At 62.6% G+C, this 22,736-nt stretch carries 22 protein-coding genes; 7 read left to right on the forward strand and 15 right to left on the reverse strand.

Annotated elements, in window-relative coordinates:
• The first annotated feature begins 78 nt into the window (after positions 1 to 78).
• From RAD04_RS01295 to RAD04_RS01305, 3 genes are read left to right on the forward strand one after another with little or no spacing between them, the layout of a single operon-like run.
• The gene (locus tag RAD04_RS01295) at positions 79 to 2,367 is read left to right on the forward strand and encodes a transglycosylase domain-containing protein (RefSeq protein WP_461622309.1); all 2,289 of its coding nucleotides are present in this window, start codon (positions 79 to 81) and stop codon (positions 2,365 to 2,367) included.
• Between the two features lie 9 nt (positions 2,368 to 2,376).
• Positions 2,377 to 2,955: a DUF1214 domain-containing protein gene (locus RAD04_RS01300; RefSeq protein WP_018315808.1), complete on the forward strand. Its 579-nt coding sequence runs from the start codon at positions 2,377 to 2,379 to the stop codon at positions 2,953 to 2,955.
• Complete coding sequence (locus RAD04_RS01305) at positions 2,952 to 3,536, forward strand: DUF1254 domain-containing protein (protein WP_461622310.1); 585 nt, start codon at positions 2,952 to 2,954, stop codon at positions 3,534 to 3,536. The genes RAD04_RS01300 and RAD04_RS01305 overlap by 4 nt, the downstream gene beginning before the upstream one ends.
• A gap of 216 nt (positions 3,537 to 3,752) precedes the next feature.
• Here RAD04_RS01305 and RAD04_RS01310 read toward each other — a convergent pair whose 3' ends face one another.
• From RAD04_RS01310 to purU, 10 genes are all read right to left on the reverse strand, one after another.
• Positions 3,753 to 4,733 carry an ABC transporter substrate-binding protein gene (locus tag RAD04_RS01310; protein WP_092256520.1) on the reverse strand — a complete coding sequence of 327 codons (981 nt, stop codon included), beginning with the start codon at positions 4,731 to 4,733 and terminating at the stop codon, positions 3,753 to 3,755.
• 245 nt (positions 4,734 to 4,978) lie between these two features.
• Positions 4,979 to 5,935 (reverse strand): ABC transporter substrate-binding protein, encoded by a 957-nt coding sequence (locus RAD04_RS01315; protein WP_018315804.1) that lies wholly within the window; start codon positions 5,933 to 5,935, stop codon positions 4,979 to 4,981.
• A 180-nt stretch (positions 5,936 to 6,115) separates the two neighbouring features.
• Positions 6,116 to 7,075, reverse strand: coding sequence for an alpha/beta fold hydrolase (locus tag RAD04_RS01320; protein WP_461622311.1), 960 nt, complete (start codon positions 7,073 to 7,075; stop codon positions 6,116 to 6,118).
• A gap of 177 nt (positions 7,076 to 7,252) precedes the next feature.
• Complete coding sequence (locus RAD04_RS01325) at positions 7,253 to 7,765, reverse strand: phasin family protein (RefSeq protein WP_461622312.1); 513 nt, start codon at positions 7,763 to 7,765, stop codon at positions 7,253 to 7,255.
• A 354-nt stretch (positions 7,766 to 8,119) separates the two neighbouring features.
• Positions 8,120 to 9,313 carry an extracellular catalytic domain type 1 short-chain-length polyhydroxyalkanoate depolymerase gene (locus tag RAD04_RS01330; RefSeq protein ID WP_461622313.1) on the reverse strand — a complete coding sequence of 398 codons (1,194 nt, stop codon included), beginning with the start codon at positions 9,311 to 9,313 and terminating at the stop codon, positions 8,120 to 8,122.
• Positions 9,314 to 9,316: 3 nt separating this feature from the next.
• Positions 9,317 to 9,736: a CopG family transcriptional regulator gene (locus RAD04_RS01335; RefSeq protein WP_091953913.1), complete on the reverse strand. Its 420-nt coding sequence runs from the start codon at positions 9,734 to 9,736 to the stop codon at positions 9,317 to 9,319.
• Between the two features lie 350 nt (positions 9,737 to 10,086).
• Positions 10,087 to 11,457 carry an MFS transporter gene (locus RAD04_RS01340; protein WP_461622314.1) on the reverse strand — a complete coding sequence of 457 codons (1,371 nt, stop codon included), beginning with the start codon at positions 11,455 to 11,457 and terminating at the stop codon, positions 10,087 to 10,089.
• Between the two features lie 102 nt (positions 11,458 to 11,559).
• Positions 11,560 to 12,468, reverse strand: a complete 909-nt coding sequence (locus tag RAD04_RS01345; RefSeq protein ID WP_461622315.1) for a bifunctional 5,10-methylenetetrahydrofolate dehydrogenase/5,10-methenyltetrahydrofolate cyclohydrolase — start codon at positions 12,466 to 12,468, stop codon at positions 11,560 to 11,562.
• Between the two features lie 7 nt (positions 12,469 to 12,475).
• On the reverse strand, positions 12,476 to 13,756 hold the full coding sequence (locus RAD04_RS01350) for an aminomethyltransferase family protein (protein WP_461622316.1): 1,281 nt from the start codon (positions 13,754 to 13,756) through the stop codon (positions 12,476 to 12,478).
• 16 nt (positions 13,757 to 13,772) lie between these two features.
• Positions 13,773 to 14,645 (reverse strand): formyltetrahydrofolate deformylase, encoded by an 873-nt coding sequence (gene purU, locus RAD04_RS01355; protein WP_461622317.1) that lies wholly within the window; start codon positions 14,643 to 14,645, stop codon positions 13,773 to 13,775.
• A gap of 197 nt (positions 14,646 to 14,842) precedes the next feature.
• On the opposite strand from purU, the gene RAD04_RS01360 reads away from it, so the two are divergent.
• On the forward strand, positions 14,843 to 15,889 hold the full coding sequence (locus RAD04_RS01360) for a LysR family transcriptional regulator (protein ID WP_461622318.1): 1,047 nt from the start codon (positions 14,843 to 14,845) through the stop codon (positions 15,887 to 15,889).
• Positions 15,890 to 16,093: 204 nt separating this feature from the next.
• Here RAD04_RS01360 and RAD04_RS01365 read toward each other — a convergent pair whose 3' ends face one another.
• Together RAD04_RS01365 and RAD04_RS01370 are read right to left on the reverse strand one after the other, a co-directional pair.
• Positions 16,094 to 16,309: a hypothetical protein gene (locus tag RAD04_RS01365; protein WP_461622319.1), complete on the reverse strand. Its 216-nt coding sequence runs from the start codon at positions 16,307 to 16,309 to the stop codon at positions 16,094 to 16,096.
• Between the two features lie 209 nt (positions 16,310 to 16,518).
• Positions 16,519 to 16,986 (reverse strand): phasin family protein, encoded by a 468-nt coding sequence (locus RAD04_RS01370; protein WP_461622320.1) that lies wholly within the window; start codon positions 16,984 to 16,986, stop codon positions 16,519 to 16,521.
• A 1,067-nt stretch (positions 16,987 to 18,053) separates the two neighbouring features.
• Here RAD04_RS01370 and RAD04_RS01375 point away from each other — a divergent pair.
• On the forward strand, positions 18,054 to 18,767 hold the full coding sequence (locus tag RAD04_RS01375; RefSeq protein ID WP_461622321.1) for a Crp/Fnr family transcriptional regulator: 714 nt from the start codon (positions 18,054 to 18,056) through the stop codon (positions 18,765 to 18,767).
• A gap of 145 nt (positions 18,768 to 18,912) precedes the next feature.
• Here the strand turns inward: RAD04_RS01375 and RAD04_RS01380 are convergent, their stop codons facing one another.
• The gene (locus tag RAD04_RS01380) at positions 18,913 to 19,338 is read right to left on the reverse strand and encodes a hypothetical protein (protein WP_461622322.1); all 426 of its coding nucleotides are present in this window, start codon (positions 19,336 to 19,338) and stop codon (positions 18,913 to 18,915) included.
• Between the two features lie 276 nt (positions 19,339 to 19,614).
• Between RAD04_RS01380 and RAD04_RS01385 the strand changes: the two genes are divergently transcribed.
• Positions 19,615 to 20,022, forward strand: a complete 408-nt coding sequence (locus tag RAD04_RS01385) for a GFA family protein (RefSeq protein WP_461622323.1) — start codon at positions 19,615 to 19,617, stop codon at positions 20,020 to 20,022.
• A gap of 34 nt (positions 20,023 to 20,056) precedes the next feature.
• Here the strand turns inward: RAD04_RS01385 and RAD04_RS01390 are convergent, their stop codons facing one another.
• Complete coding sequence (locus RAD04_RS01390; RefSeq protein WP_461622324.1) at positions 20,057 to 20,944, reverse strand: DUF1259 domain-containing protein; 888 nt, start codon at positions 20,942 to 20,944, stop codon at positions 20,057 to 20,059.
• Between the two features lie 39 nt (positions 20,945 to 20,983).
• Positions 20,984 to 21,217 carry a PepSY domain-containing protein gene (locus tag RAD04_RS01395; protein WP_461622325.1) on the reverse strand — a complete coding sequence of 78 codons (234 nt, stop codon included), beginning with the start codon at positions 21,215 to 21,217 and terminating at the stop codon, positions 20,984 to 20,986.
• Positions 21,218 to 21,634: 417 nt separating this feature from the next.
• Between RAD04_RS01395 and RAD04_RS01400 the strand changes: the two genes are divergently transcribed.
• The gene (locus tag RAD04_RS01400; protein ID WP_461622326.1) at positions 21,635 to 22,711 is read left to right on the forward strand and encodes a Cj0069 family protein; all 1,077 of its coding nucleotides are present in this window, start codon (positions 21,635 to 21,637) and stop codon (positions 22,709 to 22,711) included.
• Positions 22,712 to 22,736 lie beyond the last annotated feature (25 nt).

Genomic DNA, 22,736 nt, shown 5'->3' on the forward strand with positions numbered 1-22,736 from the left:
AACATTCCCTCAAGACGTCTCGATGCCGCCCCCGGCCGGGTGCTTGAACGCTTTCGAACCAAGCCTCAAGGGTTCTAGGTGCGCCAGATCTTACCACCGCATTGGAAACAGAAGATCCGGAATTTCTTCCTGGACCTCGATGCGCGCATCGACTCCTCGCTGTTCTCCTCAGCCAAGGGCATCCGCGAGCTCTACGAGCGCTACTCGACCTTCATGGACCGGTTCTATGTCGGACGCTGGAAGCGCTGGGTGTTCATCGAGCCGCTGTCGGAGGCCGCAACCCTCGGCCTCGGCGGCCTGGTCGTGATGCTCACCCTCGCCATCCCCGCCTTCCGCGAGACCGCGGACGAGGACTGGCTGAAGAAGTCCGATCTCGCCGTGAGCTTCCTCGACCGCTACGGCAACCCGATCGGCAGCCGCGGCATCAAGCACAACGATTCGATCCCGCTGGAAGATTTTCCGGACGTGCTGATCAAGGCGACGCTGGCGACCGAGGACCGCCGCTTCTACGAGCATTTCGGCATCGACATCGCCGGCACCGCGCGCGCGCTCGTCACCAACGCGCAAGCTGGCGGCGTCCGCCAGGGCGGCTCCTCGATCACCCAGCAGCTCGCCAAGAACCTGTTCCTGAGCAACGAGCGCACCATCGAGCGCAAGGTCAACGAGGCCTTCCTCGCGGTCTGGCTGGAATGGCGCCTGACCAAGAACGAGATCCTCAAGCTCTATCTCGATCGCGCCTATATGGGCGGCGGCACTTTCGGCGTCGACGGCGCGGCGCATTTCTACTTCAACAAATCCGCGCGCGACGTGACGCTAGCGGAAGCCGCGATGCTCGCCGGCCTGTTCAAGGCCCCGACGAAATACGCACCCCACATCAACCTGCCCGCCGCGCGCGCCCGCGCCAACGTCGTGCTCGACAACCTCGTCGATGCCGGCTTCATGACCGAGGGCCAGGTGTTCGGCGCCCGTCGCAACCCAGCCTTCGCGGTCGATCGCCGCGACGAGGCTTCGCCGAACTACTATCTCGACTATGCCTTCGACGAGATGCGCAAGCTGGTCGACACTTTCCCGAAATCGTACACCGAGCGCGTCTTCGTGGTGCGCCTCGCCATCGACACCAACGTGCAGAAGGCCGCCGAAGACGCGGTCGAGAACCAGTTGCGCCAGTTCGGCCGCGACTATCACGCAACGCAGGCGGCGACCGTGGTGTCCGACCTCGACGGCGGCATCCGCGCCATGGTCGGCGGCCGCGACTACGGCGCCAGCCAGTTCAACCGCGCCACCGACGCCTACCGCCAGCCGGGATCGTCGTTCAAGCCCTACGTCTACACCACCGCGCTGCTGAACGGTTTTACGCCGAACTCGATCGTGGTCGACGGCCCGGTCTGCATCGGCAATTGGTGCCCGCAGAACTATGGCCATTCCTATTCCGGCTCGGTGACCCTGACGCAGGCGATCACGCGCTCGATCAACGTCGTGCCGGTGAAGCTCTCGATCGCGATCGGCCAGAAGGAGCAGCCGAAGGCGCCGAACCCGGCCAAGATCGGTCGCGCCAAGATCGTCGAGGTCGCGCGCCGCTTCGGCCTCAAGGCGCCGCTGCCCGACACGCCGTCGCTGCCGATCGGCTCGGACGAAGTCACCGTGCTCGAGCACGCCGTCGCCTACGCGACCTTCCCCAACCGCGGCAAGGCGGTGACGCCGCATTCGGTGCTCGAAGTGCGCACCGGCGCCGGCGACCTCGTCTGGCGCTGGGACCGCGACGGCCCGAAGCCGCGGCAGGCGATCCCCGCCTCCGTTGCCGCCGACATGGCCGGCATGATGAGCCACGTCGTCAGCGAAGGCACCGCGCGTCGTGCCGCGCTCGACGGCATTCCGACCGCGGGCAAAACCGGCACGACCAATGCGTATCGCGACGCCTGGTTCGTCGGCTACACCGGCAATTTCACCTGCGCGGTCTGGTACGGCAACGACGACTATTCGCCGACCAACCGCATGACCGGCGGCTCGCTGCCGGCGCAGACCTGGCACGACATCATGCTCGCGGCGCATCAGGGCGTCGAGGTCCGGGAAATCCCCGGCATCGGCATGGGCCAGAAGCTGCCGCCGCAGCATGTCAGCAACGCGCAGGCCAACGCGGCGCCGAAGGTGCTCGAGACCAAGCCGGGTCCGCCGCCGGTGCTGACCAAGCGCGGCGCCGACATCCTGGTGCGCGTCGAGAAGCTGCTGGATGACGCCGCCAAGACGGCAAAGAAATCGGCGGATGCCGACACCAAGGCGGCCAGGCCGCCCTCGGCGACGAGCGCGCTCGCCTTCCCGCAGAACTATGCGGAAGAAAATGCCAACGCCTCCGCCCCGCGCAAGAACTGATCGAAACAAGTGCGGCTGATCCTGATCACATTGACGGCCCTTCTGCTCGCGACGGTGGTGGGCCTCGGCGCGACCTGGATGACGACGACGCGCGGCACCGAGATCGGCGCGCTGACCATCGGCGCCTGGACCGCGCGGCCGCGCACCGGCACCGCCGACGTCGACCCCTATTCGCGCGCCACCATCGTGCGCAACGGCGAGCTGCCGATCGGCACCGGCGACGGCGTCGCCTTCACCGCCACCACCGACGACAAGAAGAAGGCGCTCGACGGCCGCTGCGACGTGATCGTCTCCGGCGTGACGCCGCCGGCGCGGTTCTGGACGCTGACGCTGTACGACCGCAAAGGCCACCTCGTCGCCAACTCGCTGGCCCGCTACGGCTTCACCAGCCAGGAGATCGTACGCCAGTCCGACGGCTCGTTCGAGATCCGCATCGCCTCGCGCTCGCGCGCCGGCAACTGGCTGCCGACCGGCGGCATCGAGCGCTACGCGCTGATGCTGCGCCTCTACGACACGCCGGTCGGCGTTGCGACGCGCACCCAGCGCGATGCGCCGATGCCGACGATTTCGACGGTGGGCTGCTCATGATCCGCCTCTTGTTCACCGTCGTTGCCGGCGTGGTGCTGGGCCTCGTGGTCCACCTCGTCAGCGTGCTGGCGCTGCCGCGGATCGCGACGCAGGATGCCTATTCGCGAATGACGCCGATGACCAAGCTCAACGGCGTCAGCCAGCTTCCCCTCGCCGATCCCAACACTTCACCGATGCCGTTCATGGACCCGGCCTTCGCGCTGGCGATCTGCCGCTACGACCTCACAAGCGGACCGATCAAGCTGACGGTGCCGGTAAGCCAGGCCTACACCTCGGTGTCGTTCTACACCCGCAACGAGATCGCCTATTACGCCATCAACGACCGCTCGGCGGGCCGCAAGGTGATCGAGCTCGATTTGATGACGGAAGCGCAGCACAACGAGCTGCCCGAGGACGAAGAGGTCACCGCGGCCGACCGCCTGATCATCGATTCCCCCAGCACCACCGGCCTTATCGTGATGAAGGCGCTCGCCCCCGAGCCCGGCCTGATGCCGCAGGCGCAGGCGACGCTTGCAGCTGCGAGCTGCGGCCCGCAGACCGAACAGCCCGCCAAGGCCGAGGCCCCGCGCGGCCGGCGCTGAGCGCGGCTGGTTCGGCGGCCCTCAAAACAAAAAGCTGAAAAACAACCCCATGCACAGTAGCGGGGACGTTGAGATCATTGGGCTTGTGCGTGGGCTCCTACGCACGCCCGGCGCCCCCATGTCGGCTCAGTGTCCAACAGCGCCGCGAAAGTGGCCACGACTGAACTTCGCTTTTGGGGCCAACAAGAAACTCGTGCATCGCAGCAAATAGGATCTCTATTCGATCACCTCATCAGCGCGAAGCAGTAATGAGGTCGGCACGCTGAGGCCGAGTGCTCTGGCAGTCTTCATGTTGATCACGAACTCGAATTTAGTCGGCTGCTCTACCGGCAGATCGGACGGTTTGGCGCCTTTAAGTATCCTATCGACGTAGCCGCCTGCACGGCGGAACAGATCGGCGATATCGGGCCCGTAGACGATCAATCCCCCATTGGCGAATTGTCGGGAGAAATGAACAGCAGGCAGATGATGTTTCGCCGCGAGCGCGACGACTCGGGGGGCCTCGACAACGGTCAGAGTATCGCCAAAAACAATGATAGCATCAGCGCGCTGGGCGGCAGCCGAGGCAAAGGCCACATCAAGCTCCTCGGCCGTGATCGCCTGAACTATCGGCAGAGCCACACCCAGGTTGCGGGCCGTACTGGGTACCTCGTCGGCTAACAACAGCCTATGCATCGGGTTGCCTGGATTGGCCAGGATTGCAAACCGCGAGGCACCAGGCACCAGTTCCCGCAGGATTTCTATTCGTTTTGCGACAAAATCCCCCGGCACGTAAGTCGCAAGTCCCGTTATGTTGCCGCCGGGACGCGCTAGGCTTTGCACGAGGCCAAGTCCCACAGGGTCAGCCACAGCTACGAATACGATGGGAATGGTAGCAGTTGCCGATTTCAGGGCCTTGGTTGCCTGCGGTGCCGCGACGATGAGCACATCGGGACTGAGGGCAATCAGATCGGCAACTGAAGCGGGCAGTCGATCCGGAGGTTGGGAAAAACGATAATCGATAATCAGATTTCTTCCGTCTATCCAACCGTGGTTTCGCAGCCCATCAAACAACGCCAGTTCGGTTTGATTGAGCGTCCGCGCGCTTCCGTCACCTACAGCGAGAAAGCCAAGTCGATAGCGTCTGCTCTGCGCCCGCAAACCCCGTGACGAAACGAGTAACGCCGCAGCGGCCGCGATGAACTCCCGCCGCTTCATTCGACCCTCATCACAACTTGAGGACGACGCGGTGCAGTATATCAGTTCTCGACAGAGGTGGCACTTGGTGAGTGCAATATTGCATCGCAAAGCGGCGCGAAGATATGCCCGCAATGGGTCAAAGGCTGCCTTCGGCAGCCAGAAGACCTTGGTCGGGTCACCTCTATGAAGCGGACATCGACGCAGCTCTGGGCTGAGATCAGCAAGGGCCACAAGCTGACTCGTGCACGGCAGCAACAACTCCCCTAATCGATCACCTCGTCGGCGCGGGCGAGCAGCATCGGCGGGACAGTGATGCCCAGCGCCTTCGCGGCCTTGAGATTGATGACCAACTCGAATTTGGTCGGCTGCATAACCGGCAAGTCAGCGGCCTTGGCACCCTGAAGAATTTTGCCGGTATAAAGTCCAATCTGCCGGTACGCGTCGGCCAGACTGATCCCGTAGCTCATCAGGCCGCCGGCCACCACAAACTCCCGGAATTCGTAGATTGCGGGAACGGCGTAGCGCGCTGCCATTGTGACGATCTGCTGGCGGTGAGCGTTGAAGAACGGATCGGCCGCGACGAGGAGAGCGTCGGTATGATGCTCGGCCAGGATCGCGAAGGCCCTGTCGAGTTCCGGCTCGTTGTGTGCCCTTAGAACGTGAATCTCCCGCGCGAGGGTTTGCGCAGCCGTCTTTGCTTCCGTCAACTGGCTGTCGGCGCCGGGAGTGCCCGGATTGACCAGCATGGCGATGGTCGCGGCGTTTGGCACCAGTTCGTGCAGCAGGCCCAGCCGCTTGGCTTCCAAAGAGTTGGTCATCACATAAACGCCGGTGGCGTTTCCGCCGGGTCGGTTCAGGCTGACAACGAGGCCCAGCTCGACAGGATCAGTGGCCGAGGAAAACACGGTCGGAATTGTCGTGGTCGCAGCCTTCGCGGCTAGCGCCGAGGCGCCACCGCCGGTCGCAACAACCACCGCAACCTGGCGCCGGACCAGATCGGCAGCCAGCGCGGGCAAACGATCATTGTGATTCTCGGCCCAGCGATATTCGATCACGAGGTTGTGGCCTTCGATAAAGCCGGCTTCCTTCAGGCCCTCGCGGAACGCGGCTACGGGGCGGGCGATCGCACCAGGCGACAAGTTGTTGAGGAATCCAATGACCGGTGTGGCCGGCTGTTGCGCGCGTGTCGAGAGCGGCGCGACGACGATGGCCGCTCCCATTAAAGCTATAAAACACCGGCGCCCACTCATGATCGCTCTGATGGTGCATTTCCAATTTCGGCAGCGCGCGAGCTTGCCATCATAGCCGTTGAAATGGTGGATTGAAACGTTGGCGATGTCTAGTGTGGGACCAGCGTGGTTCGGCTAAGGGCCACTTCCGGACGCCCGCATTGCAACACCCTATGCGGTCCTCAGCGGCGCGGTGAGCGCCAGCGCCGCCACGGCATCCGCTATTCCCGGCGAATCTGCATAGGTAACCATGTGACCGGCATCCTCGACCAAGTGTAGCACGGAGCGGGGCAACGCCTCGTGCAGGCGGCGCGACTGGTCGGCCTCGATGAGCCGGTCACTCTTCCCATGCACGATCCTGACGGGACACCGGATACCTTGATACTGAAGCTGCAATTGCGCAGCAGCGGGAATAAGGAACGCGCTCTCCTCGGCTGCCGCCCTCAACTGCTTGGGCCGGAGAGCCAACGAGATCGGAAATTCATTCTTGAATTCCGGTGGAATGGCACGCGGCGCGAACAGCGTGCGCATCAGCTTCGGCGCGATAGCCCACGATATGATCGGCGAGATCGTGTAGCGCATCAGATCGCCCAGCAGCGGCAGTGCCGGACCTGACATGAGCCAAAAGTCCATCCGGGAGGTTGGAAAATAGTAGCCGGACACAAGCACCAGCCCGCTCACGGCATAACCGCTTCGCAGCGCCAGCGCGATTGCCACCAGCGTTCCCCAGGAGTGGCCGAGCACCACGGGATTGCGCACGCCGAGCTGATCAAGAGCCTTCGCGAACAAGGAAGCTTGCGTTGTGGGCGTCCAGATGCGCGTGCGCGGACGGTCGCTGTAGCCAAACCCTGGCCGGTCGAAGCAAACAACGCGATAGTTGCGGGCCAGACGGTCGACCAATCCGCTGAGGACGAGATCCTGAACCATGGTGCCATTTCCGTGGAGCAAGACCACGCAAGGCGCGGCGGCATCGCCCCGTTCGATATAGTGAAGGCGCATTCCGTCGCACACGATGAAGACGCCGATAGGCGGATTCCTTCGTTCCGCTGTCACCTGAAACGTGATGTTGCAGAGGATCAGAACGACAAGCCCTGCCAAAACGATCAGCAGAACGGCTTCAGTTGTGGACATGGTGTCCACCTCCATTCCCGATCGCGGGTCCCTCGGATTGGCGGCATCGAGCCCTCTAAGGGCTGCGGATTCCGCTCCCTCGTTGTGCACCGCGCTATCCCCGGCCGAAAGCCCGTGATCGCCGCGTGCGTGGTCCACACTGCGTCCATCCTTTACCGCAGCAGGTACGGCTTGCAGTTATCGTCTCGGCAGAATCGTGAGCTCTCGGGGCGGCTCGATGCGCCAGAACGGATATGCCGCCAATTCTTTCGAATGCTGCCCGAACATATCGACCCGTCTGGTTGTAAACTCCATCATGACGGCGAAAAATTCAGTTGGTGACCTGATCGTCGCAAGTCTCAGGCCGAAATCGAAAGCAAATTGCACGTTGGCCTGAGCTATCTCGAGAAGCTTTGCTTGGTACGCCTGCATGTTTGCCGTGGCTAAGGCAAAGCCTTTCATTGGATCGCTATGAATCATTCTCCGACTGAGGTCATCTGGCAGGGCATCCACCCGAGACTCAATGACAGGAACCCCGGGTCTAGGATCGTCACGAAGCCTAGGAGGTGGTTCAATCGAGGCTGCCGCAACTGAGCGAGGTCCATTCTCTTTCGAGCTTTTAACAATGGCCTGCTTGTTCCGTTGGGCCCGCGCGGCCGTTTTCGGATTGGGGGCGCGCTTTGACGCTGGCGGCGGTTTGCGTTTGCTCATCTGACGCTCCAAAGAATATGGGGGGCGACCACACAGTCATTTCTGAACGGACAACAGGCTTTGTGATGTGGCGTTCCAAACCCGCGAATTGTTACAGTCCCGCATGAACTGAGATCACGCAGGTTCTGCGATGTGGACGATGATTTCAGGTAGCAACTCCAACGAACAAACGTCCAGCTGGCGATCTTCCAGACCTATGCTCAATGGGCGTCGGCCTGAGAACAATTAGCTTTCCGCTCGTTGTGCTTTGCGGCGACTACGCAAGCATTCATGCCTTGATCGCGAGAACGCCTCGTATCGAACCTTCGGAGGGCAGCATTGGCTGCGGCCATTGACAGCGCCCTTGCAACCAGATTACCCACCGAGCGAATGCTCGAGGAAGAAGCGCAGCATTTCCCTCGTCGCATCCGGCCCATGTGGATCAGTGTAGGACCCGGCGGGACTGCCGCCTGACCACGCATGTCCGGCGCCATCGATAGTCCAGTGTTCGGAGATCGCCCAACCGGAACCGTCGGTTAGGACCGTGCGAGTATAGGCATGGCCGTGCGGTACGCGTCCGCGAAATACCTTCGTCGTCGGCCTCGTTGCCCTGGCGGATTGCTCGATAATCTGATCGCCATTCTTTGGATGCACCGTCGTGTCGCGATCACCATGGAAAACGATGGTCGGCGGCACACAAGTTTTGCCAGCCGCAATTGCCTTGGAGCCGCCCCCCTGCCGCATCGCGACGAACGCGGAGGGAAGATCGCTCGCGGCCCCACACGCCAGGCCTGAATGAATGCCGACGGCCGCGTACAGGTCGCTATAGGTTGCGCCCATGATGGCGGCGGCGGCCCCACCGGCAGAGAGACCCGCGACGTATACGCGCGTCGGATCGATCGCATGGTCGCGCATGATCTGGCGGGTAATGCCGGCGATCATCGAAGGCTCGCCCCCGCCGCGGCGCTGGTCACCGGTGCGAAACCAGTTCCAGCACTTCGACTGGTTGGCTCCGCTCGGCTGCTCAGGATAGACCACGAAGCAGTTCTGCTCTTCCGCCCGGAAGTTCATCCGGGTGCCGGCCGCGAAATCGTCCGGCGACTGGGTGCAGCCATGAAGCATGACGATCAGGGGAAGCCGTTGTCCCTGATAGCGGCTTGGGATGAACAGCTTGTAGGTCCGGCTTCCCGCGGCGTTACTGAAAGTACCGGCGATAAACCGTGTGCCGTCGGGCATGATGTCCGATGGGGACAGAGGAGCGCGCGTGATCGGACTTCGCAGGGCGAGTCCGGAAAAATCCCGCATGCCGTTGAGCGGTGAGGAGCGTCCGCGTCCTCGATCAAAGCGGGCCGGCGAGATCTGCGGAGCCTCCCGCTCCTCGACGAAGTTGGCCGTGGCGTCGATGGTAAGCGGATCGAGCCGCGGGAGCCGAGCTTGAGCGGCGCTGCGAGACTCCGGTCTTGGAGCGCCACCGCCCTGGAGCATGCGTTGCAGGAGCGCGGTGGCCTCGACCAGTTGGCCGGCACGCGTGAGGCGGGTGGCTTCGCGGACTATGTCTTGATCCAGCATCGTTCACCTCGTTCTGTCGGCGAGAGCGGCCTTGACCGCGGGAGTGGCGTGAAGGGCCCCCAGCACCGAGATCGACGCGATTGTGGCGCGAGCCAACTCGGGAGTGACGTCCTGGGCGATGGTGGCTAAGCCCAAAACGTTGATCTGCAGCATTTCGCCGGCGCGCCGCGCCGCTTCGAGATCCTCGCGAGTGTAGTTGCGCAGCCCGAGGTCCAGATTCTTCCGGGCCGTGGATTGTCTGACGACCTCTACGTGGCGCTCGAGCTGGTTCCGGATTGCTGTCCGGATGAAATCGGTCCGATTCGAATAGAACCCTTCCTGCACCATGAGATCGACATGACCGAGGTCGACATAGCCAAGGTTGATCGTGATCTTTTCGGTGTCGGGGGCCTTGGGTCGCAGCTCGCGCACGTTATCAGCCATCGCTAACATCCACTCTAACCATCCCATTGGATGGTATATGGATGTTATCCAGATACTTCAAGGCCCCCTTCCGTAGCGAAGGACGGCTTTTGGTCAAAGGCTGCCCTCGCCGGCCAGCATGAGCTTGGTCGGGTCACCTGTCGGAAGCGGACGTCTTCGTTGCTCTGGGGGTACCGTCAGCCACGGGCCAATTCCGGGCTCGGGATCGCGGCAAATCCTATTCTATTCGATTACTTGGTCAGCGCCGGCCAAGGCGAGGCCCCGCGTGGCCGGCGCTGAGCGGGGCTGTTTAGGCGTTCGCAAAACAAAAGCGCGAAAACAACCCCATGCACAGTAGCGGATGCATCTCCTCAGATGCCGGAACTCGCAGTTTCGGCTCTCGTCGCGGCCTGATGCATATCGATGACCGCCACCGCGATGAACGTAATCGCGACGCAGAAGGCGATGACGGCGAAGAACACGGTCGCACCGTAGTTGAGTGCGAATGTGCCGATATACGCGCTGACAATCGCCCCCGCTCGGCCGAAGCCGGCTGCCGCACCGACACCGGTCGACCGGACGTTGGTCGGATAGATGTGGGCCGCCAGCGCATAGAGGGAGCCTTGCGCGCCGAGCAGACAGAAGCCTTCGATGCACAAGAGAGCCATGAGCAGCGGCTGGGTTTCGGTCGATAGCGGTATCGATGCCAGGATCACTGCGCCGATGGTTGCTGCGCCGGCAACAGTCAGGATCGCAACGCGCGTTCCATACCTGCCGATCGCCCAACCGGTGACGATGCAACCACCGACGCCCCCGAAGTTGAACAGTGCCAGACCGAAGCTCGCCGTCTGCACGTCAAGACCCTTGCTGGTCAAGAGAGTGGGAGCCCACGCGTAGAGGACGTAGACCGGCAACAAACAGAAGAAGAACGCGATCCAGAGCGCCGTCGTCGTACGACGAAATCCGGCAATGAACAGTGCGGTGAGCGAAGCACGTTCAACACCGACGTCGCGCCGGTCGATGAAAGCTTTGGAAGCGGCAGCGGTCTCGTCCAGGATCCGAACGGATTTCGCAACCCTTTCCATGTCAGCGCCACGCGCCAATAGATATTGCGGCGATTCCGGCAGTGCGAACATCAGGATCGCGGCGACGATCACCGGCAACACGCCGCTGACCACGAAGAGCATGCGCCAACCATATTCGGGCTGCAGTTGAGCGGCGATCAGGCCACCAATCATGCCTCCGATGGGGATGCAGACAATGCCCAACATCACGGAAAGACTGCGATTTCGCCTAGGCGTGAATTCTGCGATCAACGCGGTCGCCGCCGGAAGGGCACCGCCAAGCCCAAGGCCCGCCAGGAAACGATACAAGCCGACCTCGCCGACACCATGAGCGACCGCAATCGCAAAGGTCGCCGCACCAAACAGGAAGACGGATGCGATGAGGGCAACCTTGCGTCCGAGCCAGTCGCCGACGACGCCCCCGATCGGCGTGCCGATCGTCATGCCCACGAAGCCCAACGCGAGGGCTGGAGCGAAATCGCCGCGCGTGACGCTCCACTCCTTGATCATCGATGGTATGGCGAAGCCGAGAATTTGATTGTCCAGACCGTCGAGGACGATAGCGAGAGCGCAGAGGAGCAGCACCTGCTTTCGCGAAGCGTTCCACGTCCCCTCCTCTGCGAGTGAGCCGATGTCGATAACCCGCTGCTGCGGTGTGTCCAGGACCTGTGTCGTCACGTTCGTTCTCCCCCTTTTTGTAAACGCTTTCGAATATCTCTGCTCGGGCGGCCGGAACTCGGCCGCCCAATTCTCGCCAGGCACGTCCGTCCGGCGCTCCGGTCAGACAGCCGTCGTCACGTCCGCCTCTTTCGCCTTCGACCGGGCGGCTTCCATTCGGGCCGCGCCCAACGTGTTGGCGAGCAGATACGCGATGGTCATCGGCCCGACGCCACCCGGGACAGGCGTGATCGCGCCGGCGACCTCAATCGCCTCGTCGAAAGCGACATCTCCGACAAGCCTCTCGGCTCCTGAACCGGACTTGATGCGAGTGATGCCGACGTCGATGACCGTTGCGCCCGGCTTGATGAAATGACCGCGGATCAGGCCTGGGACGCCGGTTGCGACAACGAGGATGTCGGCTTCCCTGCAGCGTCGTTCCAGATCGGTGGTCCGAACGTGCGCAATGGAGACCGTGCACATCTCTTGCAACAGCAGCCGCGCCATCGGCCGGCCCACGACGTTCGATGCTCCCACGACCAGTGCTCCGAAGCCGGCGATGTCGTCGTGCACCGATTTGATCAAACGCAGGATGCCCAGAGGCGTGCACGGAACCAAGGCGCCTTCCATTCCTGCGGCCGTCCGCCCCACGTTCAACGGATTGAATCCATCGACATCCTTGTCGGGCCGGATAGCCGTCACGACGCGCGCGGCATCGATCTGAGGGGGCAACGGAAACTGAACCAATATCCCGCTCACCGCGGGATCGCGGTTCAACTGCTCGATCAAGTCGAGCAACAACCGCTCCGTCGTGTCCGCAGCGAGCACGAACCGGCGTGATCGCATGCCAACAGCTTCGGTCTGCCGTACCTTGTTCGAGACATAGACGTGACTGGCGGGGTCGTCGCCGATCAGCACGACGGCCAACTCCGGGACCGCCGCGCCGCCGGCAACCAGGGCGGCGACGCCTTTGGCCACTTCGTTCCGAACCTCGGCAGCGAGCGCCCTTCCATCGATGATGCGGGCTGACATGGGCAGGTCAGACCTTGGAGAGATCAGCGCGACGGTTGTCCTTCTTGTAGGGCGCCGGCGCCACCTTCGCGCGGATCAGCTTTTGCCGACGTCCGGGCTCGCCCCAGACCACGACGACCTCATTGCCAATCTCGGAATGATCGACGTCGATGGTGCAGAGCGACAACATTTCGCGGAAGAAGTAGCTATATCCCCGCGACGTCGTCACGCCGACGTCCTGTCCGCCACTCAGCACGCGGTCGGCGTACATGAAGCCGCGCTGATCGCGAGGCATCTCCATGTACTGGTACGGCTCCTGCTCCTTCTGAAAGAGGGAGGCGTGAACGTCGGCCACGTCGTCTCCGTTCCAGACGAGCGTGCGGATCACGCGCTTTGGATGGGCAACTTCGTCCTCGAGCGCCGCGCGTCCGATGAACTCATGATCGAACTTGATGTTCTTGGCCCAGCCCAGCTCGACCGGGCTCCGGTACCAGTCACGGACGTCGTCCGACTGGAAGCTGCCTGCGATGTTGAAGGTCGAGGCAAACCCCGGCATCGCTGCGCGGAACTCATCCTGATACTCCTTCATGTCCGCGTCGAAGATCGCGGGCATGTAGTCGGTGACGATCGTCGGGAAGCAGGCCTCGAGATGGTTGATGAAAATCGCGCGGCCGCCGATCCGGCGCAGGCCGAACTCCTGGCCGGCAGCGACGATGGCGTCGTAGACGGCCGCCGCCTGCCCCATCGGCCCCTGAAGCTCGAAGCCGACCTCGCCAGACATGCCCTGTCGCAGCGCGAGCATCTTGCAGCCGGCAATCTCGATCTCGCCCGAATGCATGAACTTGACGTCTCGCAGCGACTGCTTCGCGACCTTTTCAAGAAGCGCGAGCGACGTCGGCCCCTGGACCTGGAAATTGAACCAGTCATCGGCTGCGGACGTCACCTTGTAGTCGCCGTGCCGGCGGATGTAGTCGACCCAGAATGTGCCGCGCCCGAACAACATGAACTCGTCTTCGGACAACCGCGTGAGGATGCCCTCGGCGATGACTTTTCCCTGCTTTGTCGTATGGACGACGTGCTTGGACTGACGGATGTCGAACTTCTGGAAGCTGTTGACGGAAGTATCCGAGAAAAGCTTCAGGGCGTCGGGTCCCTTGAAGCGCCGCTCCCAGAGGAACGACCAGTCGCCGATCGCGCAGGTCTCCTTCCACGACATGCTCTCGTCGATCCAGTCGGTGTATTCGGGAAGGCCCCAACGCGAGGTGAAATAGCCTTCGGGTGTCTTGCGCATGCCCTTGGGGGTCAACATTGTCGTGCTCCGTTTCTCAATTGGAGAAGACGATCGTTCGATCGCCGTTGATGATGACGCGGTCCTCGAGGAAGAGGTGGACCGCGCGCGAGAGGACGCGCCGTTCGATGTCGCGCCCCTTCCGGACCAGATCGTCCGGCGTATCGCGGTGGCTGACGCGTTCGACGTCCTGTTCGATGATCGGACCTTCGTCCAGATCGCTCGTCGCGAAGTGCGCGGTCGCTCCGATGAGCTTCACGCCGCGCGCGTGCGCCTGGTGATAGGGTTTTGCGCCCTTGAACCCCGGCAGGAAGCTATGGTGGATGTTGATGCAACGGCCATGGAGATGGCGCGAGAGATCATCCGAGAGGATCTGCATGTAACGCGCGAGAACGACGAGATCGGCATTCGTCATCGCGACAAGCGCCTTGATCTGCGCTTCCTGCTCCATCTTCGTTTCCTTCGTAACCGGAAGGTGATGGAAAGGGATGTCGCCGACGAGGCTGACGGCTAAGGCCGAACGCGGATGGTTGGAAACGATCCCGACGATGTCCATCTGGAGCTCGCCGAGCCTGTGGCGATAGAGGAGATCGCCCAGGCAGTGATCGAATTTGGAGACGAACAGGAGCACGCGCTTGCGTTCGGCCTGGGATCGGAGCTTCCACTCCATGCCGAACCTTCGGGCGATGATCTCAAGGCCTGCTCGCGCCTTCTGCGCGCCCTCGTCCGACAGTGTGACACCGACCCTCATGAAGAAGCGTTCGCTCATGATCTCGTCGACCTGCGCCGCCTCGATGATGTTGCCGCCGTTCTCGAACAGACAGCGCGAAACGTCGGCCACAATCCCGGGCACATCGCGGCATGACAGGATCAGGATGTATTGAGAGCTTCCAGCAAGTTTAGGCTGCATCTACGGACGATTCCTCGCGCCACGCGCGGTCGTGGTCCGACGCACCGACGGGGTGAGCGGATGTGGGGAAAGGTGAGAGGCGGACTGAGGAAGAGGACCGGCCCGGCCTGCGCGGCCGGCGACCTACGGCTTTGATTTCACTCCCAAAGTCGCCCCTGCGGGCGTTGTGCTGGGGACCATCGCGCATAAAGCCGTCATTGAAAATCCGGTATTGTTCAATACAAGCTATCAATGTGATGGATATCAGACGGCTCGACCTGAACCTTCTTCTGCTGCTCGACGGGCTCTTCCGCACCCAGAACCTGTCGGCGCTCTCCCGTGAGCTCGGAATGAGCCAGCCGATGGCTAGCACCGGCCTGCGAAAGCTGCGGGATTTCTTTGGCGATCCCCTGTTTCTCTCGACCGGGCGCGGCATGCGGCCAACGCCCTTCGCGGAATCAATCGCCGAAGCCGTGCGGACAGTGCTGTCCACCGTGGATCAGCAGATACTCCGCAAGCCGCGTTTCGTGCCGGAAGAGAGCGACCGCGTGTTCACGGTCACAACCTCGGATATTGGCGTCCTGATTTTCATCCCGCCGATCCTCCAACGCATTCGCAGCATGGCTCCCGGAGCGAGCTTGCGGTGCCTGCCGACGTCGCACGAGGATCTGGAAGACGCGCTCGAAAGCGGCGAGATCGATCTGGCGATAGGCTATTTTCCGGACCTCGTCGGTCCGAACATCGTGACAGAGGACCTGTTCGATCATCCCTTCACCAGCATCGTCCGAAAGGACCATCCAACGATCGGTGACACCCTCTCGCTCGAACAGTTTCTCGCTGCGGACCATATCGTCGTAAACCAGCAGGGGCGCAGTCAGGAGATCTTCGAAAGGCGCGTTCGCGAGCTCAAGCTGCAACGCCGCGTCGTGCTGCACCTGCCGCATTTCATGAGCGTGCCGCAATTGATTGCGACGAGCGACATGATCTCCACCGTGCCGTTCTCGCTCGGGGCCTGGTACGCGAACGCCGGGCTGAAGCTGCTGCCCCCGCCGGTCTCGATACCTCTCATCGAGTTGAAGCAGCACTGGCACCGGCGGATGGACAACGAACCCGCCGTGCGCTGGCTTCAAACAATCGTGGCCGAGGAGCTCCGGGACCGCGACCCGGCGCTGGCGATGTCGGCCGATTATGCCAAGTCGCGCGCCAAAGCCGCGGCACCCATCGCCGGGCGGTCTGCGACAACGACCGCGTCACGGCGGCGGTAAACGCGTCACGAAGAGTTCACCATTTGGAGGAAGCCGCGCCAGTCTGCGCGTACCGGCGGCTTCGGTCGCGTTTTCCTCGACGCGGTCTTCGCATTTAACGCTGCTGGAAAGATCAAGACCCTGAGCTGTGGTCCGCCAGCACCAACTCGTGCGTCATGTCGTCTTTGACGCGGTGCCTTTCAATGAGGGGCGCCGGCGACCATTTCATCCATATTCCGGTGCCAGACGCCAGTTCGCGGCGCGGGTGGCCGGCTCGTCGACCCAGGCTTCCCGCGCGAACCATGCGTGATCGGTGCGGCAGATCGGACACCGGGTGCGGGAGAAAAACACCGCGCGGCGTCCAAAGCTCTCGCGATCAGTCTTGATGCCGGTGGGAATCGCGTGTCCGGTTTGTGGACATTTGACCATGACCATTCCCATGTTGCCCTCCCTTGCGATTTGTCTTTGTTGTAGTTTGCAGAAAAGCACCGGCCGGTTGGAATGCGCCTCTCGTCGGTGCGAGGCCTGAGAGGCATCGCGCACCTTGTTGGTCGAGCATGGGGCAGTGGGGCGTGCTCGCTCAGTTGGGCGTGTTCCAACCAGCCGGATCTCCTCTTCAAACGAATCCGAATGTGAAATTGAACGCGCTTTTAGCCGCCTGGGTGGAGGACCCTGGTGAAATGCTTCCTGATCGGCTCACCCGTTTCCGTCGCGAGCTTCTGGGCAAGCGCCCACAATTCCCTGTTCTGGTCAGAGGCGGTGTCGAAAGCCTTGCGCGCGTGCGACGCCGACAATGTATAGGCATCGGTCGCGGACTTGCTGCCGAACAGATGGACGAAGAAATCGAGCGCAGAAGCGGCATTGGCGTTTGAGATTTCGAACACCTTGAGCCCGTAGTCGGTCGTGCATCTCGCATTGCTCGAATAGGTCTCACGCAGCGTCTGCGTCATCTCTTCCGATGCGGCCTTGATCTTCTCGCAGCCTTCCCGTGCGCGGGCGAGGCCCTGCTCGGCAAGCTCGCGCCCTACGCCAGGCAACACGACCTTCGAGAAGTCCAACCATGGCATCGCGAAAACGTTCGTTCCGTTCGGCGGCAGTTTCGTTTGGCTTTCAGTCACGCAACATTTCCTTTCTCAAGCGAAAGCATTCCTCGCAACGCGTGCTTGCGTCACGAGAGCTCACGCTCCGTGTTCGATCAGATTTTGGATGAGCCTTGATCTAGCCCCGACCCGGCACGACTTTGTGCTGCGAGAAGCGGGAAGTCGGTTCGGTTTGTGACTCTCGCTCAAACTTTTTTTGGGATTGTCAACACAGACGAAGGTATGTCGGGGAGTGACTGTGCATAACAGGGATATCGCAAGGGGCAGGAAGTTCCTTCCTTTAGCGCAAGCATTGCAAAAGGAGCCCCGCGCTAGCTGCGTTGGGATGCGCTACGTTTGCGCAAGAACGGACATCACGCGACGTACCGGCAACGGTAGCTCGCAAGCCTCGAGCCGCCTGCCCTTCCGCTTCACTCTGCCTAGTTGAAACTTTCTCGTTTTCTACCCGCTTCGCAGGATAGCTCCTGACAGCACATGCGATCAATTCGGCCTCGCATGACACCATAGCACTCGCAAGCAATACCCTCCAGTTGAGTTCGCTCGAGGTTCAGCAGTCCGCGACGATCGGGTTTGATGCAGCCAGCTCCGCGAAATCGCGTCGATCTAGCCGCGCCTAAGACAGGTCCGGCATACCGCAACCTGCCGACGGTCGATGATGCCTACCGCGATTTCGGTCACGGGCTACTTTCGGACCAAACGAAGCCGGCGGAGTGTGCTGGCGGAGTTGCTGAACGGCTCCTTCAGTAGCTTGTGCTCATCATCGCGTAGATCGCTCCGATCGCGGTGAAGGGCATGGTTCGCGCAACTCTCTCACCGCAGCGTTTGCCGCACTCCGGAAATTGGAACCCCTATGGTGTTACCCATACGCATTTTGCAATTGTGCCACATAGCGCTTGAATCTAAGTCCTGAATGATGGCGTAAGACAAAACGTCGCCTCAGGATCGCCTGTGTTCGGAGTTTTATTTTTGAAATTGAGAGCTTCCGCGGCCGAATTCGATTTCGGAGCGCGAAGCGTACGCGGGTTCAAACAAAGTTCGAGTTTGCCGTCCTATGCCGCTCGAAATGCGGTTCGCGGTGCGCTACCGTGACGCATCCCAGCGGAATTGGTAACCGACTTCTCGCAGCCCTGCCGGTGGCAGACCTCGGTCTGCTAGCACCCGAGCTGGAGATGGTCGCGCTCGATCGGGACGCGGTCATCTCGCGGGCGGGTGACCAGACCGAGCACGTCCTCTTCCCTCATAGTGGGGCCATTTCGGTGATGATCGACATGGCGAACGGGGAGACGGTCGCCAGTGCTGCGATAGGGCGCGAAGGAGCAGTAGGCACCCTTTCCGTGCTGGGGCCGTCCCCTGCGGCCCTTACCGCCATCGTTCGTGCCGGCGGCACCGCCTCGCGGATCCCCGTATCGCGATTCCACGCGGCTTTTAGCCGTAGCCCCGCGATCCGCCACGCTGTCCAGCTTCACTTCAAGGCGATGCTGATACAGCTACAAATCGGCGGAGCCTGCAATGCGCTGCACCCGGTCCAAGCCCGCATGGCACGCTGGCTGCTCCATCTTCACGACCGCGTCGACCACGACGTCCTCCCGCTCACGCAGGAGACGCTTTCGCAAATACTGGGTGTGCGACGGACGACGGTGACGCTCCTGATGCGCAATCTGCGTGCTTCCGGAGCGATCAGATCTGAACGGCGAGGCGAAATCGAGATCGACCCATCGCGGCTCGCAGCGGCGGCATGCGAATGCCGCGACACCATGCGTCTCGAAGTCGACGATATCTTTTCTATCGATCCAGCCTGAACTCGCGTTTGGTTCTGCCGAGGCACATTTGACCGTGACGATGACCGGTTTAGCCCGAAGTGCCGACGCCAAAGCGAGGATAGACATCCGGCGCCAGGGCCAGAGGTCGACAAGGCGCGCGGGCTGTTGTCGTCGCAGCGTCTGACTATCTCTCCTCGGTCGGATGCACCCATTTGTAGGGCGTGATGCTTTGCGTTGCGGTCAGCTTGATCATGTGGACGGGCGGCGCGGAACGTCCCTTTCGGCATGACCGGCACTTGAGCGAGGCTTCCAGCTTCCAGATCGGCGTATCGCGGGGACGGCGGATTGCGTCGAGCGGCAGGCTCGCACGCGCCTTGCACCTGTTGCACTCGACTTCGAGCCAGCCCATGCCGCCGTTGAGGCATTGGCCGATCGTCGGCGAGGGCTGCGACGGGCCGCCGTAACCTTCCATGCGTACCGACCAGGCCTCGGCTTCAGCGCGGTCGGCCTCGCGAACGGCCTTCCTGGCCTCTTCGCGCGCGTGCTTGGCCGAAATTTCCGCACCCAGAATTCGGCCGCTCCAGATGACCTCGCGTGATTTGGTGCCCATGCCGTCATCAAAGCCGCGCCCGACGGCGCTGGCAAATTATCGATTGCTAGTAGGTCGAGCGCGCAGTTCGACACTGCGGGTCGTGGGTGTGGACAACCGAGGCTGAAGATCCCGCGGTGAAGTCGCGGCGCCGAAACGAAGCCGCGGCACCGAAGGCTTGGCATGGCAGCAGCTGTCAGGCGACAGTAGGACGCAACTTCAAATCGTTTGCGCCGTTGAAGCCGCGCGTCTCGCGAGTTATCGATCCACGAAACCCGCCTTTCATCGGAGGAACGCATGAGCACCATCACCGGCGGCTGTCACTGCGGCGCAATCCGTTACGAGGCCGAGGGCGACGCGATCGTGCATGCGCTGTGCCATTGCCGCGACTGCAGGCTCCACGCCGGCGCTCCGGTGGTCGGCTGGACGATGTATGCGGAGAGCGCGCTCAAGGTTACCAAGGGCGAGCCGAAGGTGTACCGCTCCTCTGAACATGTCCGGCGGCACTTTTGCGCCAATTGCGGCACCGGCCTGTTCTACGACAATGCCAGCCTGATGCCCGGGATCATCGATATCCAGAGCGCGACCTATGACGATCCAGAGGCCGTGCCGGCGACGATGCAGATCCAGGTCGCCGAGCGCCTGCGCTGGATGGAGCACGCACACGAACTGCCGACGTTCGACCGCTTCCCGCCGCAGCCGTAAGCGGCGAGACATCATCACCGGCTCGGCCTCGCCATTAGCTCTTCGTGCTGGCCGTCTTGTCGAGCGCGGCACGCAGGCCATTCGCCAGCTTGACGGCGTCGTCATTGGCCCAGAAATGCATGAAGAACAGCCGCGGCTGCTCGTCCAGCATGTGGCTGTGCAGCGCCGTCACTTCGATGCCGTGCGTCCGCAGCGCCACGATGACCGGGTTCACCTCGTCGCTGGTCAGGACGAAATCGCCGGTGATGGCGGCCTTGCCTGCTCCGGTCGGCTGGAAGTTGATGGCGATCGCAACGCCCATCGCACCGACGGGGGTGAGCAGCATGCCGTCCTCCGTGATCGGGTCGCGCCGCTTGACGTTGAACTGATAGACGCCGCCGTTGGCCTGCCCCTTGACGCCGATGACCTGATCGAGCTTGGCGGTGTCGAGGTCGATGGCCGGCGGCGGGCCCGCCGGCGCCGCGACCGTCAAGGGAGTCTTGCTTTCGGCCAGCGCATCGTGGATCGCCGAGGCCAGCTTGACGGGATCGCCGTGTCCGGCGACGTGCATGTAAAACGTCGCCGGGCTCGCGCGCAGCAGATGATTGTGCACGGCGGTGATCTCCAGACCGCTCGCGATCATCTTCGCCATCACGGGATTGATCTCGGTCTCGAGGAGCACGAGATCGCCCATGACCATGGCACCGCCATGCGCGGGCTTGAACGCGAGCCAGCCCCCGAGCGCCAGCGCCGGCTTGATCGTCACCCCGTCCAAGGTCACGGTGAGATCGGTGCGGGGAAAGCCGTAGCGGTGGACATCGTCCGCAACGGCGGGCTTGCGGCCGAGCGTCTCGTCGACCTTCTTCCAGTCGGGATCCTGCGCATGAGCGCCCGCGATGAAGCAGGCACCGACGCCGATCAGTGCCAAAATTGTCTTTCGCATTGAACTGCTCCCTAAGCTTGGATTTCAGCCGTCAGTGTCTCACTTCTGCTCCTTGATCTGGCCGGCGCTGTCGACGACGAGCCGCACGTCCTTGCCGTTCTTCACGGCTTTTGCGGTCGTGCCCTCGGCTGTCGATTTGATGTCGCTGACCTGCGTGTAGCCGGCCGCCTGGATTTTGGCGACGACCTCCTCTTGTGTCAGAGCGCGTGCACCCGGCAGCCCGCTGGCGATCGCCAGAAAGAGGATAGTGTGAAAGATGACCTTCGTCCGCATGACATTCTCCTGGCGTCTCCTGCCCCAGGTGAAATCGTTCGGCGCGGCGCGACGAGATGATGCCAAAGCGCTTCGGCGCGGCCGCCGCGCACGAATGAAAAATCACGATTTGTCTGATGAGATCGGGAAACGATGACATGCTGCGCCCTTGGTGATCAGGACGCGATTCTTGGGCATGTCGCCTCGCGGGGAGATCGCAAATCCCCGTCGCGACGAATAGAAACCCGGGTGGCCCAGCTGTCAACCGGCGCAAGGCCGAGGCGCGTCACGAAGAGTTCACTCGGAACGGAACCGCGCCAATCGGCATCTTGAAACGACCGGACGATCTCATTAGGGTTCGTCACGTGGGGACGAAGCAGACTCCCCGTGAGACCCCGGTCCAAGCTCTGCGCAGCACGCCATTCGTGGAGCTTGCGCATGGACACCGAACGACACCCATCCCCCCGCCAAACACTCGCCATCCTCTCGCGCGGAGACGCCGCCGCTCGCCAGGATGCAACGCCGCAAAACAGCCGCTTCGTCCGCGTCTTCGAAGCGCTCGCCGCCGTCGGCATCGACGCGCGTCCCGTGATCTACGACGAGAGCTTTGCTGGTGCAGTCCGCGATCAGCTGCTGGCGGCCGAGGGCGTGCTGGTCTGGGTCGATCCGGTCCACCAGGGCAAGACGCGCGCCGAGCTCGATGCCCTGTTGCGCGACGTCGCGGCGCGAGGTCCCTGGGTGAGCGCCCATCCCGACGTGATCCTGAAGATGGGCGTCAAGGAGGTGCTCTACCGCACGCGTCACCTGGGCTGGGGGACCGACACGCATCGCTATGACACCGCCGCGGCGTTCCGCGCCGAATTTCCCTCGCGCCTTCGGGCGGACGGTCCCCGCGTGCTCAAGCAAAATCGCGGCAATGGCGGCCAGGGCGTCTGGAAGGTCGAAGCGCTTCCGCACACGAACGAGACGGTTCGTGTACTCCATGCCCAGCGCGAGAGCCGGCCCGAGGACGTCAGGTTCGACGAGCTGGTGGCGCGCTGCGCACCGTATTTCGGATGGGGCGGCTGCATCATCGACCAGGCGTTTCAACCTCGCCTGCCCGACGGGATGATCCGCTGCTACATGAGCGGCGCCAGGGTCGCGGGCTTTGGGCACCAATTGATCAAGGCCTTGATCCCGCCGCCGCCGGAAGGCCCTGATGCGCCGGCGGCGCAGCCGGGACCGCGCATCATGCACGGGCCTGATGCTCCGCCGTTCCAAGCGCTGCGAAGGTCGATGGAGGACGAATGGACGCCGCAGATGATGGAAACGCTCGGCATCGATGAATCGTCACTGCCGGTGATCTGGGATGCGGATTTCCTGTACGGGCCGCGCGATGCGGCGGGCGCCGACACCTACGTGCTGTGCGAGATCAACGCCAGCTCCTGCTTTGCGATCCCCGAGGAAGCGCCGGCGGCGATCGCACGAACGGTGACGCACCGCCTGCTGCGGAGCCAGGAGACACGGTCCGGCTGAGACAAGCCGGGGGCGCCGGACGACG

The sequence above is a fragment of the Bradyrhizobium sp. 25ACV genome (assembly GCF_054863005.1).